Annotated in this window: 18 protein-coding genes and 1 pseudogene; 7 read left to right on the top strand and 12 right to left on the bottom strand. The window is 45.0% G+C overall.

Annotation, left to right across the window (positions count from 1 at the left end; all coding sequences use genetic code 11):
* The first annotated feature begins 14 nt into the window (after nucleotides 1–14).
* Entirely contained in the window at nucleotides 15–692 is a 678-nt protein-coding gene (locus GCWU000321_RS08670; protein WP_007070859.1) for a hypothetical protein, read from the top strand.
* A 644-nt stretch (nucleotides 693–1336) separates the two neighbouring features.
* On the opposite strand, the gene GCWU000321_RS08665 is transcribed toward GCWU000321_RS08670, so the two are convergent.
* Nucleotides 1337–2524 carry a CaiB/BaiF CoA transferase family protein gene (locus tag GCWU000321_RS08665; RefSeq protein WP_007070858.1) on the bottom strand — a complete coding sequence of 396 codons (1188 nt, stop codon included), beginning with the start codon at nucleotides 2522–2524 and terminating at the stop codon, nucleotides 1337–1339.
* A gap of 335 nt (nucleotides 2525–2859) precedes the next feature.
* On the opposite strand from GCWU000321_RS08665, the gene GCWU000321_RS08660 reads away from it, so the two are divergent.
* From GCWU000321_RS08660 to tnpA, 3 genes and pseudogenes are all read left to right on the top strand, one after another.
* On the top strand, nucleotides 2860–4557 hold the full coding sequence (locus GCWU000321_RS08660) for a LytS/YhcK type 5TM receptor domain-containing protein (RefSeq protein WP_007070857.1): 1698 nt from the start codon (nucleotides 2860–2862) through the stop codon (nucleotides 4555–4557).
* On the top strand, nucleotides 4529–5299 hold the full coding sequence (locus tag GCWU000321_RS08655; protein WP_007070856.1) for a LytR/AlgR family response regulator transcription factor: 771 nt from the start codon (nucleotides 4529–4531) through the stop codon (nucleotides 5297–5299). The genes GCWU000321_RS08660 and GCWU000321_RS08655 overlap by 29 nt, the downstream gene beginning before the upstream one ends.
* A 478-nt stretch (nucleotides 5300–5777) precedes the next feature.
* Nucleotides 5778–6196: pseudogene (gene tnpA / locus GCWU000321_RS08650) on the top strand (IS200/IS605 family transposase).
* Nucleotides 6197–6347: 151 nt separating this feature from the next.
* On the opposite strand, the gene bioA reads toward tnpA, so the two are convergent.
* The 3 genes from bioA to GCWU000321_RS08635 form a co-directional block, all read right to left on the bottom strand.
* Complete coding sequence (bioA, locus tag GCWU000321_RS08645; RefSeq protein ID WP_007070854.1) at nucleotides 6348–7700, bottom strand: adenosylmethionine--8-amino-7-oxononanoate transaminase; 1353 nt, start codon at nucleotides 7698–7700, stop codon at nucleotides 6348–6350.
* A 35-nt stretch (nucleotides 7701–7735) separates the two neighbouring features.
* The gene (bioD, locus tag GCWU000321_RS08640) at nucleotides 7736–8404 is read right to left on the bottom strand and encodes a dethiobiotin synthase (protein WP_007070853.1); all 669 of its coding nucleotides are present in this window, start codon (nucleotides 8402–8404) and stop codon (nucleotides 7736–7738) included.
* 68 nt (nucleotides 8405–8472) lie between these two features.
* On the bottom strand, nucleotides 8473–9078 hold the full coding sequence (locus GCWU000321_RS08635) for a biotin transporter BioY (RefSeq protein ID WP_007070852.1): 606 nt from the start codon (nucleotides 9076–9078) through the stop codon (nucleotides 8473–8475).
* Between the two features lie 257 nt (nucleotides 9079–9335).
* On the opposite strand from GCWU000321_RS08635, the gene GCWU000321_RS08630 reads away from it, so the two are divergent.
* Nucleotides 9336–10823 carry a WG repeat-containing protein gene (locus GCWU000321_RS08630; protein WP_007070851.1) on the top strand — a complete coding sequence of 496 codons (1488 nt, stop codon included), beginning with the start codon at nucleotides 9336–9338 and terminating at the stop codon, nucleotides 10821–10823.
* A gap of 188 nt (nucleotides 10824–11011) precedes the next feature.
* Here GCWU000321_RS08630 and GCWU000321_RS08625 read toward each other — a convergent pair whose 3' ends face one another.
* The 3 genes from GCWU000321_RS08625 to GCWU000321_RS08615 all read right to left on the bottom strand — a co-directional run bounded on the left by GCWU000321_RS08625 (nucleotide 11012) and on the right by GCWU000321_RS08615 (nucleotide 12490).
* Nucleotides 11012–11440: an EamA family transporter gene (locus tag GCWU000321_RS08625; protein ID WP_007070850.1), complete on the bottom strand. Its 429-nt coding sequence runs from the start codon at nucleotides 11438–11440 to the stop codon at nucleotides 11012–11014.
* A complete protein-coding gene (locus GCWU000321_RS08620) occupies nucleotides 11437–11874 on the bottom strand; it encodes a hypothetical protein (RefSeq protein WP_007070849.1) in 438 nt (145 codons plus the stop codon). Before GCWU000321_RS08620 ends, GCWU000321_RS08625 begins: the two co-directional genes overlap by 4 nt.
* A gap of 127 nt (nucleotides 11875–12001) precedes the next feature.
* Nucleotides 12002–12490 carry a YbaK/EbsC family protein gene (locus tag GCWU000321_RS08615; protein ID WP_007070848.1) on the bottom strand — a complete coding sequence of 163 codons (489 nt, stop codon included), beginning with the start codon at nucleotides 12488–12490 and terminating at the stop codon, nucleotides 12002–12004.
* A gap of 121 nt (nucleotides 12491–12611) precedes the next feature.
* On the opposite strand from GCWU000321_RS08615, the gene GCWU000321_RS08610 reads away from it, so the two are divergent.
* The gene (locus GCWU000321_RS08610) at nucleotides 12612–12983 is read left to right on the top strand and encodes a RidA family protein (protein ID WP_040381591.1); all 372 of its coding nucleotides are present in this window, start codon (nucleotides 12612–12614) and stop codon (nucleotides 12981–12983) included.
* Between the two features lie 10 nt (nucleotides 12984–12993).
* Nucleotides 12994–13569: a nitroreductase family protein gene (locus GCWU000321_RS08605; RefSeq protein ID WP_007070846.1), complete on the top strand. Its 576-nt coding sequence runs from the start codon at nucleotides 12994–12996 to the stop codon at nucleotides 13567–13569.
* Nucleotides 13570–13632: 63 nt separating this feature from the next.
* Here GCWU000321_RS08605 and GCWU000321_RS08600 read toward each other — a convergent pair whose 3' ends face one another.
* From GCWU000321_RS08600 to GCWU000321_RS08580, 5 genes are all read right to left on the bottom strand, one after another.
* On the bottom strand, nucleotides 13633–13980 hold the full coding sequence (locus GCWU000321_RS08600; RefSeq protein WP_007070845.1) for a hypothetical protein: 348 nt from the start codon (nucleotides 13978–13980) through the stop codon (nucleotides 13633–13635).
* A gap of 428 nt (nucleotides 13981–14408) precedes the next feature.
* Nucleotides 14409–15752 carry a phosphoglucosamine mutase gene (gene glmM / locus GCWU000321_RS08595; protein ID WP_007070843.1) on the bottom strand — a complete coding sequence of 448 codons (1344 nt, stop codon included), beginning with the start codon at nucleotides 15750–15752 and terminating at the stop codon, nucleotides 14409–14411.
* An 84-nt stretch (nucleotides 15753–15836) separates the two neighbouring features.
* Nucleotides 15837–16757, bottom strand: a complete 921-nt coding sequence (locus tag GCWU000321_RS08590) for a CdaR family protein (RefSeq protein WP_007070842.1) — start codon at nucleotides 16755–16757, stop codon at nucleotides 15837–15839.
* Nucleotides 16754–17578: a diadenylate cyclase CdaA gene (cdaA, locus tag GCWU000321_RS08585; RefSeq protein WP_007070841.1), complete on the bottom strand. Its 825-nt coding sequence runs from the start codon at nucleotides 17576–17578 to the stop codon at nucleotides 16754–16756. The genes GCWU000321_RS08590 and cdaA overlap by 4 nt, the downstream gene beginning before the upstream one ends.
* Before the next feature lie 172 nt (nucleotides 17579–17750).
* Entirely contained in the window at nucleotides 17751–18050 is a 300-nt protein-coding gene (locus GCWU000321_RS08580; RefSeq protein WP_007070840.1) for a hypothetical protein, read from the bottom strand.
* Nucleotide 18051 lies beyond the last annotated feature (1 nt).

Raw genomic sequence — 18051 nt, 5'->3', positions numbered from 1 at the left:
CGGAGGTATCTATTATGAATGAACAAACAGCATTGAATAAATTTAACTCCTCTATTAAGACATTGGGGTACGTCTTCGTTACCATTGCCTTGCTTTGCAACTTTGTCCCCGCTGTTTATGCATCCATTACCACTGGTGTATTCCCTGCAATAGGTGATCTTCTTACCCTTTGGGTAGCAGCTGCATCTGCCTTCGGCGTCGGCTACTTTGTACAACCGATCTCCTTCTTTCCCATGGCAAATATGGCTGGCAGCTTCATGTGCTGGATCGTCGGCAATGTCGGTGAAATCCGTATTCCCGCCGCTACGATGGCACAGAACGTAACCAATGCAGAACAGGGCACACCCAAAGCGCAAGTCATCTCCACCGTGGGTATTGGCGGTTCCATCATTGTATCTGTTTGCATGATTACACTTTTCACTCTGATCGGTGCTTCCATTATGCCCCTTATGCCGAAAGTTGTTTTGAAAGCGTTTGGATTTGTTCTCCCCTGTGTCTTGGGCGCTGTTTATGCTTCTTTAGCAAGTAAAAATATTATATTAGGCGCCATTATCATGATTTCCTCTATTGCAGGCAAAATGCTCTTCCCCATAATCGGCATCCCTGGTGGACTAATTATGCTCCTCAACATTATCTTAGCAGTCATCATTGCCCGTATATACTTCATAACAACACAGAAGACCGGGGCTTGATCCAGTATTCTAATAGAATCACAATTAAATTCTTTTTTATGTAGATATGCAATAATAGAAACAATCTGCTAAAATAGCTTACCATCTCCTCATATCTCTCCAAGTTTTTGGAGAGATATTTTCCTATATGCACCAAATTTCCCCTTATAGAAATTTACTATATCTTTTATTGTACCAAACTAGGATTACCCAGTTTATATCCAATCATGTTGCTACAATACGATATCATACTTGCCCTATTCCAAAAGAAGAAAGTTATAAAGACTTTTGTTCTACCACAAGAACCGGGGTAATTTCACGCAATCACCCATCAGTCCTTCTTTATCCTCCACTATAAATCCAATACAGCCAGTGATGCCATATAAAACGCATAGCTACCTTTTTAAGCAGCAAAGTACGTTGAGAATCAATACCTACACAAATGCGACCCTAACTACATTCCATAGTTTCTCTTTATCTCGAAGTCATTATCTTAACATATTAATATCCTTATATAATAAATCTTGCCAATAACTCCAGATACCAGACAAAAAGTTAAACAATAAGCCAAAGAATACGGCAAAAAAAGCATTTAAAGAACCTTGTTAATTCTCTAAATGCTTTTGTGCTTTTGATTTTAAACAATTATTCTAAACTATTCTAAATTAAAGCACACCTTTATCGTAGAGGCCTTTAATCTTCTCGTCGTTATACCCAAAGAATTCTTTGAGGATTTCTGACGTATGTTCACCTAAGCATGGAGCAGCCTTTTCTGCCCCCCCTGGTGTTTCCGATAGTTTAATCGGGGTATTAACCGCTTTCACATCACCTATCTTGCTATGCTTCAAGGTAACAATCATGTCACGGGCCTGAATACACGGATCCTCCAGAACTTGAGGCACATTATTGATAGGTCCTGCCGGAATACCTGCATCACCAATCAGCTTAAGCCATTCTTTACACGTCTTAGTAGGAAAGACCTTAAATAATTCTTCATTAAGAGATTCTACATTAGCCGTACGAAGTGGATTTGTTGCAAAGCGTGGATCATCGGCCAGTTCAGGTAATCCAATCAGGCTGCTGAATTTCTTAAACAGGTTGTCATTGCCAACAGCAATCATGATATAGCCATCAGAACATTTCACTGATTCAAATGGAGTAATGGAAGCGTGGCGGTTACCAATAGATTTCGGAATTACACCGGCATTCAGATAGCGGACAATCGCATTTTCAATAAATTGCGCCTGGCAATCCAACATAGAAATATCAACCAGCTGGCCTTTCCCATCTTTTCCTCTAGCAATCAATGCCATCGCTGTGCCAATTGCCGCATACAATCCTGCTACAATATCTCCTTGTGAGATACCGACTTTCATCGGAGCGCCGCCTTCTTCACCAGTAAGAGACATAATACCGCCCATGCCTTGGACAATAACGTCATATGCCGGAGCCTTTGCACGAGGGCCAGTACGCCCAAACCCTGTAATCTGTGTATAAATCAAGCCGGGATTAATTCCTTTAAGAACCGTATAGTCAAGCCCCAACTTTTCCATAGTCCCACCACGGAAATTTTCTAACAATACATCGGCTTTCTTAACCATCCCTTTCAAGATTTCTTTACCTTCTTCGGATTTCAGATTAAGCGTGATCGAACGCTTGCCACGATTAAGATCCATGAAGTAAATACTTTCATCTTCCATGTAGGGAGGATAGGCACGAGAATCATCCCCATGACCTAATGCTTCAATCTTAATCACATCAGCTCCCATATCCGCTAAAATCATCCCAGTAAATGGAGCGGACAGCACACGACTCATGTCAAGAACAACGATACCTTCAAGCGGCTTAGACATAAACACAATCCTCCTTATACATAAAGCACTAATAAAACACCTTTGGACTTCTTTCAATCCACTTATGTTTTTATCGTAAATCAAAAAAATTAATTATTCAATTTTATTTCTATAAAGTGCAAAAAAAAGGGTGTAAGTTGCATTAAATAAATTCAACAAAAACAAATATCTTCTCACATATTCATTCTGTGTAACAGAATTTTCTTCATACTTCGCATGCTAACCTCTACTTTTATTGTATAATAAATAAACGGAACTTTCATCTTCCTTTCCTAATCTAAAGTCATCCATAAAATGGATTAACTTAATATCAGTTATCATCCAGAAAGTGAGGAATGACCTTGTACGATTCTCTAAGCAGAACTTTTGCCGGCATCCAATATGTCTGGCTGGGTATTTCCATTTTTCTTTTGGTCCTGCTTCTCCTAAGTAGGACCAAAATATTCCGCAATGCACTCAGCCAGGAACGTTATACCAAACGCGAATACATTATCTTTACCGTCATTTTTACTATTTTAGGCCTTTGTGGTACCTTCTGGAATTTCAGAACCCCTGGAGGCATCATGACTTTCCGTGCAGTTCCTATTATGCTCAGCGGATTCATTGGTGGTCCGATTGTTGGCACCATCACAGGGTTGATTGTTGGTATCAATCGTATTTTTATCCTTCAAACAGCCACAGCTCCTATTAACGGCGGCCTTTCCATTTTACAGGGAATTGCTGCCGGCTTGCTCTCCCCCCAAATAAAAAAGCACTCTTCCCAACGGTGGATGTGGGCCTTATTTTACAGTATCGGCATAGAAATTGTCTATTGGCTATTTTATGCCCTCTTGACATGGCCATATGCATACATAAATACCAAAGATTTATTATCCTTAGTCGTGCCTATAATTGTGACAAATACACCGGCAGTTGCTCTTTTTATCGGCGTATTGGAAGCCACCACCCGCCAACAAGACTCAGAAAAAACGGAAACTGCAAAAACTGCTTTTAATTCCGCTAATATGCTTATCCAAACAATCCATGATGAAGCTCACGGTTTCGATTTTTCCAAAACCCCAAGAATCATAACGACTGCTCTCCCTCATTTGATTTGGTCTGCCATTATAACAAACGACAATGTATTTATTTCCACCAATTACAAAAACCCACGCAACCAAAGCCAAGGAGACGCGGAAACCTCTATATTGCTTTTACAGAAAACGCTGCCTTCCATGCCCCATTTGCTGCAACTCCGCATTGAAGGAAAGACTAAGACTATCTGCCGGATCTTTGCGTCCAATCCGACCGACACACCGCTAAGTAAGACAGATAAAGAATTTCTGAACGGTACAGCACGTATTATTGAATTAATACACGAGCATGAAGAATTAAAAAAAGAGAAACTCCTTTTACAAGAAGCGGAAATACGGGCACTTCAAGCACAAATCAATCCCCACTTCCTTTACAATACATTGAATACAATCAACTTTTATGTACGCAGCGATCCTGATATCGCGAGGAATCTTCTCAAATATCTATCCGATTATTTCCGACATACATTAAATAATCCTTCAAAAATGATTCTTCTTTCTGAAGAAATATACGACATCACATGTTATGTGGAATTAGAGAGAGCCCGTTTCAGCGATCGTCTTCAGATCGAATATCGTATTCCTCTGGAAAAAATGAAGAAAATACAAATTCCACCATTACTTCTCCAGCCCTTAGTAGAAAATGCCATCATCCATGGCATCCTGAAAAAGCCGGAAGGCGGCAAAATCATCGTCGGACTCCATGAACATCCTCATCTTTATAAAATATTCGTTGCCGATACAGGTGTCGGCATCCCGCAGGATAAATTGGGAAAGCTGCTAACCAGTCACAAACGACGTGATAACATCGGCCTTATCAACGTACATCAAAGACTTCTGTCAATCTTCGGTGAAAAAAGTCGGCTTCATATTATAAGCCGTACAGGAAAAGGAACTGTCGTCTATATCATCATTCCAAAGGAGGGAGAGCATGACAATACCGACAATACCGCAAATTAAAATTTTGATTGCAGATGATGAATTACCAGCTAGAGGTGAATTGAAATATGAACTTTCTACGATTCCCAATGTCAAAATTGTCGGAGAATGTTCCAACGGGAAAAGTGTCCTTGATTTTCTGAAAACTCATCCCAATGTAGATCTTATCTTTTTAGACATCGAAATGCCTGTCATGAATGGGTTGGAAACCGCTAAAAAAATAGGAGAAATGGACATTCCCGCAAAAATTGTTTTTGCCACCGGTTACGGCCAGTTTGCCATTCAGGCGTTTGATCTGGAAGCTTTTGACTACATATTAAAACCTTATGATGAAGAACGTATCAGGCGCATCGTCGATCGATTACAAAACAGATTGGCTGAACGGGAACAAAATAGAGCACCAGGAGAAATCACTGCGTTTTCACAAAAGATTTCATTACAGACTATCGACAGAGTCGTCATAATTAATCCTGTACAGGAAATTGTTTTTATCTGTACTGAAAAGTCAGATTGTTCTCTTTTTTACACAACAAAAGGCATTATCACATCCAAAATAACTCTTCGTGACAGTGAATCTCTCTTAGAACCAGTAGGTTTTTTCCGTACGCATAAAGGCTATATCGTCAATCTGTCCATGATACAGGAAATACATCCCCAAGATAATGGGACACTTCTCTTATCTATGGATTATTTCTCCCGGGATAAAGTTCCTGTTTCCCGTCATTATCTCAAAGATTTCAAAGCAATCATGCATATGAAATAAGCTTTCTTATTCGTATTTTCGTCAAAATAAATAGTAGATACATACTTTTAACTCGTATAACTTTACATACGCCAATACTTTATCCTGTTTCTTTTTCTAAAATGCTCCACAATAATGGTGTAAGCCGTATCACCAATAGTATTAACTGCAGCACGAAATATATTAAGAATGTAATCTCAATTGAAAAGGAAAATATGAGCATACCCCTTTCAAATCCGATATCCCCGCCCCAAAACGAAAGATGCCTGCCGTGAATATTCCACACCGACAGGCATCTTTTTTTCTTAGTGTCTTTAGACTGTGCCAGGCATGGGCATGGCACAGAAAACCACCCGCTATGCGGGTGGAAAATAAATGGTTATACCAATAAAAAAATCACAATCCGGTTTATATAATAGAGGAGTCCGAGCCACTATTTATAAAAAGGAGAGTGATTTTTTTGTCCAACAAAGCAAATGCATTGGCACATACGAAATAGATGTGCAAGTACCATATCGTATTTACACCTAAGTATAGAAGAAAGATTATATATAATCAATACCGAAAAGATTTAGGTAAAATACTAAGGGAGCTATGTCGGTATAAAGGAGTAGAGATACACTGGAAGGACATTTGATGCCGGACCACGTACATATCTTAGTGAGCATACCACCGAAAATAGCAATATCCAGCTTTATGGGGTATCTGAAAGGAAAGTCCGCCCTGATGATGTTTGAAAAACATGGAAACTTAAAATACAAATTTGGGAACAGGCACTTTTGGTCAGAAGGATATTATGTGAGTACAGTAGGATTAAATGAACAGACAATACGAAAGTATATAAAAGAACAGGAAAGAGCAGATATGATAAAAGATAAATTGAGTATAAAGGAATATGAGAATCCATTTAAATCGTAAGGATTACCCCTTTAAGGGGTAGCGGAGTAAGAAGGACAAAGTGGCTTGAACAAAGTGAAAGCCAGCGCCTTGAGACGCTGGTCATAGTGATAAGGGCTTATAGCCCTACGACAAACCACCCGTTTTACGGGTGGTTTGTGATTTTCACTTATTATTCACCCAGAACCGTAACGACCGCTTTCCGGCAAAGTTCCACCGCTTTGTCCAAATCCGTTTTTTCTATATTCAGCGGCGGATTAAAATAAATAATGTCTCCCATCGGTCGAAGAACCAGTCCCATATCCATAGCTCTCCGGAAGATGTGCCAGCCGATACGCTTTTTCGGATCAAAAGCTTTTTTCGTTTCTTTGTTTTCCACCAATTCGATGGCGTTAATCAATCCGATATGGCGGATTTCTCCCACATGCCTGTGATTTCCCAGGGCTTTCATGAGCCTGTCATGGAGATAGATTCCATTTTCATTGACTTTCTCCAGAATATGATCCCGTTTCATTATTTTCAGTACGGTCAACGCAATGGCGCAGCCCATAGGATTGCCTGCGTAGGTATGGCTGTGGACGAAAGCCTTATGCGTGCCGTAATCATCATAAAAAGCGTCGTACACTTTGTCCGTAGTAATGGCAAGAGACATGGGCATGTACCCCGCTGTCAGCCCTTTTGATGTGCAGAGGATATCCGGAGAAATACCGGCATGTTCTATGGCAAAAAGTTTCCCCGTCCTGCCAAAACCGGCGGCAATTTCATCATCAATCATAAGCACGCCGTATGCATCGCAGAGCTTACGGAGCTTCCTTAAATATTCGGCAGGATAGATACGCATGCCTGCCGCCCCCTGAAGGATCGGCTCCACAATGACTGCCGCCGTTTCTTTTCCGTACTGTTTAAATGCTTTTTCCGCGCTTTCAAAGCATTCCACGCCGCAATGATTCCGCGTTTTCCCATAAGGGCAGCGGTAGCAGTCCAGACCGTCAAAATGAATATTGTCCATAAGCATAGGGTGAAATATCTTCGCATAAAAGTCCATCGATCCGACAGACAGCGCGCCGATCGTTTCCCCATGGTACGATTCAGGAAGGCACATGAACCGCGTCCGTTCAGGATGGCCGGTCTGGTAGTGGTACTGGAAAGCCATCTTGAGCGCCGCCTCTACGCAGGATGAACCGTTGTCATGAAAGGTAAAGCGGGAGAGTCCTTCCGGCAGTACCTTTTCCAGTTCCTGCGCCAGTTTAACAGCAGGCTTATGGGAAAAGTTTGTAAAAATCACATGCTCCAGTTCATCGACCTGCTTTTTCAGGGCTTCATTGATTTCTTCATTGCAATGCCCAAGGAGATTGCACCACCACGATGAAATAATATCCAGATATTCTTTCCCGTCCGTCCCGTACAGGTAAGATCCTTTCGCATGGTCTATAACGACCGGCGGAAATACTTCATTGTCCTTCATCTGCATGGCAGGATGCCATATATATTTTTTATCTTCCGCTTCCCAATAATTCTGTTCCATTTAAGCTCCCAACTTCCCTAATTTTAAATACTCCCTTATTCATACAGCGATATAATCGTTTCCGGATCGATATCCAATGCCATATCTCCCTTTTTCACCCTTGCCAGGACTTTCACACCGGTGATCTCTTCAATCATCTCCACATTGTCTTCTTCCATCACACCGCCTTTCCAATGATTCAGGATAATCCCTTTGACAGAAATATTCCTGTAGCGGATATATTCACAGGTAGTCACCACTCGGTTGATTGTCCCCAGTCCCGCGTCGGCGATGACAAGGACGGGCAGGCGGAGCCATCGGATAATATCTTCCAGATAATACACCGCTTTTTCATCATGGCGGATAGGGCACATGATTCCTCCGCTGCCTTCCATAGTCACATAGGGATACGCCGCTGTCACACGTTCCCAGGCACTCATGATGACATCCTTCTCCACGGGATTCCCCTCAATTCTTGCTGCCAGATGGGGCGATACGGCATTCTGATACAAGTACGAAAGGAGCATATCCTCAGGCTCACAGATCTGCGCGAAACGATTTACAAATCCCGCATCGCTTTCCTCCACCGTCCTCGCCCCGCTGATGGCCGCCTTGTAGTAGCCCACATCATACCCTGCACTTCTCAAAGTTTTTACCAGGAGTGCCGTCACATAGGTCTTGCCGACATCCGTATCTGTTCCTGTGATAAAAAGTCCCCTGCCCATCCTATTCCTTCTTTCCTTACCAAATAAAAATGGAAATGGCTCTCTGCACCGCCGATTTCCCCATTTCCTTACCACGCATGTCCCGCACGGTATAACTTTTTCGCCAGCACTGCCGCCAGAACGCAGAGGCAGATATCGCCCGGCACGGCCAGAAGGAAACAATAAAGCACCACAGGCCAGATACCGATAGGCGTATTCAGGTAATAATTATTTATGATGTATACATAAACCATTCCAAAAAGGTAGACCACAAGAAGTCCTGCCAGGTTCGCAAATAAAATGCGGACAAATGACAGTTTTTCCATATGCTCCGACAATTTCCCCGTAAGCCAGGCGCCCGCGATGAACCCCAAAAGATAACCGAAAGTAGGCTGGAAAATATATCCCGGCCCTCCGCCTTGCGTAAAAACGGGAACCCCCGACAGACCGAGAGCTACATAAACCGCCACGGAGGCCGCTCCTTTCCTGCTCCCTAAAATGAGCCCTGAAAGGGTCGTGAATAAAAGTTGCAGCGTGAACGGGCAAAGCGGTACAGGCACACGGATAAATGCACCAATCGCCGTAAGCGCCGTAAATAAAGAAAACAATACCAGTTCTTTTACCTTTCCCTGATTTCCTGCGGATATCTCTTCCCTTTCCACATTATCGCCTCCATTGTTCACCTTTTTATACATCCAAATTTACATTATATAAATAATATAACAACTCAGCGCTTAATTCAAGGTTCACAATGCACCGTTTTATTTATGGTTTCCCTGTATCGGATACGCCCTCCCCTTATGCAAAGCAGCCGGATAAGTTTCATATTTTCTATTTCCGCCCTTTCATTTTCCCGATATGCTTTTCATAGATTTCTATCGATATTTCCATTCTTTTCCCATGCATGCTATAATGCACAAATGATATTATTTGGTAAACTCGGAGGTTCTTTATGACACAGATAAAATGGAAAGCCGCTTTCCTCACATTCCTGCTTGCATCATCTCTGCACAGTATATATACAGTACAGGCGGAAAAAGGCGTCACCACCGCCACACATATCCGGCGCCACGAGTCCAGCACGACAATTTCCACAGAAACGGTGAAAACGGAAAGCAAGTCTTCTACAACCACAAAGGGCGTTTCCATCACACCGCCTTCCATCGGAATCCTCGTCTTTCCGGATGAAGAAGACGCCCCTTTTATCAATCAGCACCGTCCCAAAGCACTTGCTTCCTATACAGAAGCCAAGGCGAAGCGGGATGAAAGTTTCTACCGCCACGGTATCCTTGCCATGATAAAGGAAGGGAAAAAATGGGGACTCATCGGCACAGACGGGACAGTTCTTTTGCCACCTACCTATAAATTCCTGATCCCTGAAAAGGACGGGCTTTTCAAAGCCGGCGACAAGAAAAAAGATTTACGGCTGATTGATAAAAAAGGAAATTCCGCCACAGCGGTAAAAACGATTCCCTCAAACCCTTTCAGCTACTCTGAAAAAGGTTTGTACGGATTTAAGAAGCCTGACGGCAGTGTGCTTATCGCGCCCCGTTACAAAGCGGTACTTGCCGGATTCAGCGAAGGGATCGCTTTTGTAAAAACCATGCAGGGGGAAAAAATCGCCATTGACGAGAATGGAAGGGCTCTTTTTAAAATTCCCTATGATGGTATCTGCCCTTATAAGTACGGTGTCGCGGAATACAGACGGCGTGTGAATACTTTCAGCGGCAAGTCGTTCCTCGGCATCCTGGCAGCCGATGCCATCAACCCGCAAAAGGTGGAAGACTTTGATAATTATCATACGGCTTACAATGGCATCAAAAGAGGGTATATTGATCAAGAAGGGCATATCGTCATAGACAGCCGGAATGATGAAGTCTATCCCATGACCCCTTACGGAACGATTGTCAAGAAAGACGGGCTCACAGCCTTTCTTTCTCCCGAAGGACGCACACTGATTCCCCCTTCCCGTTACACCGTGGGTTCTATTGATATTGAAGACGCCTGCCTCGTGCTCAAGAGCGGCTATTCCGGAAAATGCGGCCTTTTTGACCTGTCAGACGGAAAGCAGGTTATCGATTTCCGTTACGACGATATAACACTTCTCGGATTTAACAGGGCATTGGGGAAAGACGGCAGCCGCCGTTACCTGCTCAATGCTTCTACGGGAGATATCATCGCTTCCCTCCCGCCCAATATCGGGGCCGCCCATTTCAATGAGACGCCTGTCACATGGATCTTCAGATCCAAAAGCTATTACGGCATTATTGATGAAGAAGGAAATATTCTGTACGAAGACACAAAAGATCCGCTTACGGGTGTTACAAAATTCCGCCATGGTTTCAGCGGAGGACAAAAGGATAACAAAAAGTGGGGCATCCTTAAGAGTGACGGCACCTGGCTTGTGCATCCCACTTACGATTACATAAAACTGCTGTAAACAATAAAATGACGATTCCCTCAAATTTTCGGATCGTCATTTTATTTATGTCGAATTCATGTATACATTTAATGGACACTGCCTGCGGATAAACAGTCGCGATCCCGCAGAGCCACCCTTTCATTCTCCATAAGTGCATTATCAAAAGCATGTAAAAGACATTTCCCTCTCTTCTTTTACTCTCCTTTTTACCACACAATGCAACATATGCCGATAAAAGAAACAACGATCCCCAGTGCCTGCCGGCGGGACAGTTTTTCCCTGTACAAAACCGCTCCCGTCAAAATAAGACAAAGTGTAATGAGGGCATTCGTCACGATAAAGGATGCATTCATCGTCCACCCTGCCTTATAAATGAAAATTGTCCCTATTTCAATAAACGCAATGGAAAGGCCCAAGACAAGAGCAGCAGGGCGGAAACTCATAATTTCTTTCCATTTCTCTCCCTTTTTTCCGGTAAGCGCATAGATAAGAAAAGATGTAAGCGATGCCACAAGGTATGTTACTACAAGTGCCGCCAACGGATCCGCGCCGCCTGCCACTTCTTTTGCCGACACCTGGTATCCGACACCTGACAGAACCACGAGCCCGACAGGCCACCAAAAAGAAAAATTCATGCGCCCCTCACAATCATGTACATCCCTGACGATGTAAGAATAATCCCTGCCATAGCGGTAAATGAAACGGCTTCATTGTAAAATACCGCCCCCACAGCAAGGAGAGCCACCACAATCATCGCTGTATAAAGAATGAACCCCACATTCATCGCCCATCCTTCTTTATACATACACACACAGCCCACTTCAAGCCCTGTCACTGCAAAGCCTATTCCTGCCGCTGCCAGCCCGGCATGGGACATATCGGCAAACAGATTCATTCCGCCCATCCCATAGTAAAGACCGACGCAAACTGCGGCACTTACAAGATAAGTCACCCCCAGTGCAGCCAGAGGATCCGCCCCGGAAGATATTTTCTTCGCGCACACCTGGTAAATGACATCCGCCAGCACCACACAGGCTACGGGCCACCACATCTGAAATAAATTGTCCATGCTCTTCCTTTCAAAAAACGTTTTGCACTATTCTTTCGGCCGGCGCCGCACCTGCGGGATATTTCCACTTGTACACCTTCCCGTCCGGCGGCAGAAAAAGAGTCCTGTATTTGTAGGATTAAGATCATCAGGAAACGGGGTCTTCCTGCCAACCTTTGCACACATCCACCCAGCCTTTCGCCCCTGCGTATTTTTCCAGTTCTTCAGGCGTGAGTTTTACCGCGCTGTGGTCTGTCCCCGCCGCAGGATAAATCACATCAAACCGTTTTAATGATATATCAAGATAAACATCCACCGTGGACGGAAGGCAAAACGGACAAACCCCGCCGGGCCGATGGCCGATATACTTTTCGCATTCCTCCCCGGGAATCATTTTCGGTTTCTTATGGAAAAGCATCTTATACTTATGATTATCAATCCGCGCATCCCCTGCCGTCACGATAACCACAGGCACTTCTCCAACAAGAAAAGAAAGCGTCTTTGCAATGCGCGCCTCCTCTGTACCGAGAGCAAGCGCCGCAAGCGCCACTGTCGCGCTGGACTCCTTCAAATCCATGCAGCGGTCTGCCATACCGAACCGTTCAAAATAAGCCTGTACCGTTTCAAAAGACATCATAGCCTCCTTTTTTCCACTATACCATGAATCATCGGTAAATAACAGGATATATTTGTTTCACCGATGCCTTTTGCGGTATAGTATAAATATATCATTCATGTGTAAATCAAAGGAGGCTCTTATGAAAACCATACACACCAAACACGCACCCGCCGCTATCGGCCCCTATTCACAGGCAAAGCAGACGGGCGGATTTATATTTCTTTCCGGACAAATCGGTATCGACCCGGCCGCAGGAAAAATCATCGTCTCCGACATTGCCGGACAAACGGAGCAAGTCTGCAAAAATATAAAAGCCATTTTAAAAAAAGCAGAAACTTCTATGGACAATGTGGTAAAAACGACCTGCTTCCTCACAGACATGAAAGACTTTGCCGCCTTTAACGAAGTCTATGCAAAACACTTCCCGGGCAAACCGGCAAGAAGCTGCGTCGCCGTAAAGGATCTTCCTGCCGGCGCACTCTGCGAAATCGAAGTCATTGCCGTTAAATAAGGCCTGTGCCATGGACTTCCATACACTTTGCATCGGCTGCCGCACATATCGCCGTTTCAAGCAGAAACAAATTCCTGAAGAAATACTTGATGAACTTCTGGAAAATGCCCGTATCGCAAACAGCGCCATGAATGGGCAGCCGCTCCGCTATGTCCTTGTAAAAACCCCTGAAGCGGTGCGGAAAATCCAGTCGTGCTTCCATTTTGCCGCCGCCCTCCCCAAAGAGCTGGGACAGCCGAAAGAAGGCGAACAGCCCACCGCTTTTATCATTCTCTGCACGGAAGGACGGGAAACCCCGTGGACAGGCATAGATATCGGCATCGCTGTAAGGACAATGAATCTCAATGCTTACATCTACGGCGTAGGTTCCTGTATCATAGGAAATGCGGAATTTGAAAAAGTAAAAGAAATACTTTCTGTCCCTGAAACATGGGATCCCAAGCTGGCTCTCGCCCTCGGCTATCCCTCCCATAAGAGCAGCCTCGTGGAACTTCCTGAAGACGGCTCCATAAAATACTACCTTGATGAAGAGCGCCAATACTACGTACCGAAAAGAAAAAGGAAAGACATTTCCATAATCAGGTAAAACAAAAAGAGAGAGTACCCGCTTCCCGGATATTCTCTCTTTTCATAAAACGATTACTATATTTCAGCAGAGCTCCTCTTTCCTGTCCAGAATCTCTCTTCCCGGTGCACAGGCAGGACAGTCGCACCACTTGCCGCCTTTCGCCTTCACTTCCCGGGCATGTGCCGCATAAGCCGCCGCCTGTTCCGCGCCAAATGTTTTTTCCCCTGCATCCGATTCAAAAAACGCAAGGACATCATCGATAGAAAGCACATCCGCTTCCAATTCCGCTACCAGTTTCCGTCCGGCTTCCTTTTCCCGATCACTGCCAAGAGCGGCGATATACTCTTCCGCGATTTTCTTTAATCCCGCATAGCAGCTGGGAGCCGCAATCAAGGCCTTTACTTTTTCAACGATGGCTTCATTCATCATAAAATCCTCTCTTTCGTTCAAACTATTAATTAAACAATTACATGATACCTTGAAAAACGATTCTGATCCTCTGCTGACAGAACGGTCTAAACGATAAACGGAAAAAACCGCCGGCCTTTCTCCGCCCGGCAGCCGGTAATCATTTCCCTACGCCGGATGCTTGCTTTCCCCATTTATCACTTCCAGTATACCAGAAAATGAAAATCAAAAAAAGCATAGAGAAATCAAAGTTATTCTTACATGCAGAAATACCATTGTTTTCCTATTTCGCAAAGGCAACTGCACCTTGGTACTTCAGAAAAGCAATGGTATTTTTCTATTTTTGTTACTTCTTCCACGCGGGAGCGGTCTGCATAGATCAGCCATTTTTTATTTTTAGTATGACATAGTAAACAAAGAAACGGAATATACGCTCATCGAACCTGCATCTATTCTTCCCCGAGTTCCTGTTCCACTACGGAAACAATGTCATCAATCACCCGTTCCAGACGGTCTTTATCACTGCCTTCTCCCATGACGCGGATGAGAGGTTCCGTGCCTGACGCACGGACGAGGATACGCCCGTCGTTTCCCAGTTCGTCTTTTGCCGCCGCGATAGCTGCCCGGATCTGTTCATTTTCTTCCCATCCGTTCTTGCTGTACACTTTTACATTTTTCAGCAGCTGGGGATAGGTGGTCATGAGATGATTTAATTCAGAAAGGGGGCCGTCATGGTCACGGAGAACCATAAGCGTCTGCATGGCCGTGATAAGACCGTCACCGGTGGTATTAAATTCAGGGAATATAATGTGTCCCGACTGTTCACCGCCAAGGGAATATCCGTGCGCCTTCATTTCTTCCAGCACATAGCGGTCGCCTACATTGGTCGCCACGGTACGGCATCCATGTTCTGCCAGCGCCTTGCCGAAGCCCAGGTTGCTCATGACGGTGCCTACGACCATATTCGCATTGAGCCGCCCTTCTTTCTTCATACGCAGGGCGTTAATCACCATGATATGGTCGCCATCCATGATATCTCCCTGTTCATCGACGAAAAGACAGCGGTCCGCATCGCCGTCATTGGCAATACCGCAGTCCGCCCCCATTTCGACAACCATTTTCTGTAAAGTTTCCATGTGGGTGGAACCGCAGTCTTTATTGATGTTCACACCGTTCGGTTCGCAGTAGAGGGCGGTTATTTCCGCACCCAGTTCACGGAGGATGTCGGGAAGGAATCCGCTGGCGGCGCCGTTGGCGGAATCCGTTACGATTTTCATCCCTTTGAAATCCCCTTTCACTGTGGAAAGGATATAATTTTTATATTTCCACGCAAGCTCGTTGCGGTGGCGGATAAATCCGACTTTTTCGCCGGTAGGCCGTGCCAGTTCTTCGTCATGTCGAAGGATATTCTCTATTTCTTCTTCCGCCTGATCCGGCAGTTTATGCCCGTTCCTGTCGAAAAATTTGATTCCGTTATCGGGGAACGGGTTATGGGAAGCAGATATAACGACACCGGCATCATAGTTTTCTGTCCGTGTCAGGTATGCGATACCCGGTGTGGGAATCACGCCTGCCAAGTCCACATTCACCCCCGACGCGCACAGCCCCGCCGATAAAGCGGCTGCCACCATGGTTCCTGAAATCCTTGTATCCATACCGATAAGCACGCGATGGGTTCCTTCCTCCCTACAGAAATAGGCGCCTGCCGCCCGCCCCAGCTGGAATGCTAATTCGGGCATGAGTGTGGAATTTACCACGCCGCGTACGCCGTCTGTTCCGAACAATGTGACCATTCTAAATCCTCCGCGATTGATTTCTTACTATTTTGCACTGCAATTTTCAAATGATACAGCGAATATATTTTCCCGTCAAGCCGTTTATTCTTTTTCTATTTTCACATGTACCGTAACGGCTCCGGGAATAATCATACCGTTTTCCGGTTTCGGTATGTCAATCTTTTTGGTAACGCTTTCCTTTGCTCCAGTGATATCGATTTCTTCCAGTTCCACCACCGTATTTTTATCGAAATAGCTTTCCGGTGCCTTGACAGTGGCCACCGGCGGCGTCACCGTGATTTCAGAGACTTTGTATCCTTCTGCCGGTTCCCCTTTTACTATCGGTTTGAAAGGAATATTTCCCGTCTTCTGGTCTTCCGACATATGTACGGAAACACGGACACGGGTAGGCATGATGTCAATCCCCGTTACCGTATTTCCATCCGCATCAAGAACATTCACCGCATCAAACTCGTCGAAATCTTTTGTTTTCCCCGCCACATTGACAGAGATAATGGCACGGTCGGCAAGAGCCGTGCGGCTGCTGGCTCCCGCGACAGTAATATATTCCGGCGTCGTGGATTTCCGCTCCGCCTTGAAACCTGCCGGAAGCGCTCCGATAAATTCCACTTGTGCCGGCAGCGATTTCACTGCATAGGTGTCGATAAATAAATCGAAATATGTCTGATCCTGGGAAATCACCGTTTCATTTCCCGGTACGGAAATATGGATGGGTGTGTTCGGATAATCGCCGTCCGTAAATCCGTCAAGATCGACATAGGCTTTGATATTATCACTCCGCATGCTGACCAGATCGCTGCGGTTCATGCGGATCTTCACTTTCACCCTCTGGGGTACATTAAGGGCTACGAGAGAACGGTCCAAATTACGCACTTCGACCGGAACGGTATAAGAGTTTTCCACAAGAGGATTCTGCTCATTCATGACATATACCCAGAAAGCAAATGCCGCCATGAGGCAGAGGAATTTAGGAAGCCACCACCGCAAATTTGTATATTTCATTTCAGCGGGCTCCATTTCTGCAATACATTACCGACGCCTTTCGCTTTATCCTGCACAAGGAAGTTCCGCAGGATATTCCGCAAGCCGTCTTCTTCGAGATGGCGGTAAATATGGCCGCCGTAAGCATAGGAAACCGTTCCCGTTTCTTCACTGACGATGACCACGACACAGTCCGCCTGTTCAGACATGCCGATTCCCGCGCGATGGCGTGTCCCCAGTTCAGAGGAGAGGCTCCTGTCACGGGTAAGCGGCAAAAGGCAGCCTGCCGCCATGATGCGGTTGTCGCGGATAATGACGGCGCCGTCATGGAGCGGTGTATTTACGATAAAAATATTTCCAAGAAGCTCTTTTGACACGAGGGCCTCCAAACGGATCCCTGTATCAATACGGTCGTCAAGCCCTACTGTCCTTTCAAAAACGATAAGCGCTCCTACTTTATTCTTCGCCATGGTCATCGTCGCTTCCACCACATGATCAATGACAGCATCTAATTCCGCTTCATCCATGATGCGGGAAGAAATATAAAATTTGCCGCGGCCAAGCTGTTCCAGAGCACGGCGGAGTTCCGGCTGGAATACCACAGGGAGCGCGACAATGAGCACTGTCATAAGTTTATCGAGTATCCAGCTGACTACATGGAGCTGGAGCCAGCCTGCAAACAATGTGAAAAGTCCGAGGAACACGAGCCCCTTCAAAAGAGCGGTCGCCCGCGTATCACGGACAAGGATATACATCCGGTAAAAGAAAAACGCGACAACAAGTATATCCAGCGCATCCCAAAGGCGCATTGTCATCAGCAGTCCCTGTATTTGTCCAAGCATAAAAACTCCCGTCGCCAAAGCAAATAATACATTATTGATAAATAATTACAGTCGTCATTTATTGTATCACGAACCTTAAGTTTTTGCAGTTATGTCCCGCTGTTTCATAAGGCGGAAAAATAAACTTCCAGTAGAAATATAAAACGGCAGCCGGAAAAGCCGCCGCTTCATACTATCTTTTGTCATACACATCCCATTCCAGCTCCATGATGCGGAACTGATAATCCGCGCTGGATTTCTGCAGAGAATAAATATCCTTCTGTTGTTCTTTATTTTGCTCCAGTGCCAGTGTCGCCGCCCATTCGATATTGTTCAGCTGGTCATCATACCGGCTGGCCTCCACATTCATCATCCGTTCCTGCAGATCCGCAATAAGGGACTGCTGCCATGAAATGAAAGCGAGAAGGAGAAAAACACACAGATAAAGATACCAGGTATGTTCCAGACAAAGTTTTTCTTTCCACCTGTCCACG

The organism is Dialister invisus DSM 15470, from assembly GCF_000160055.1.
Classification (GTDB): Bacteria; Bacillota; Negativicutes; order Veillonellales; family Dialisteraceae; genus Dialister; species Dialister invisus.
This window is presented reverse-complemented; position numbering and strand designations above follow the sequence as displayed.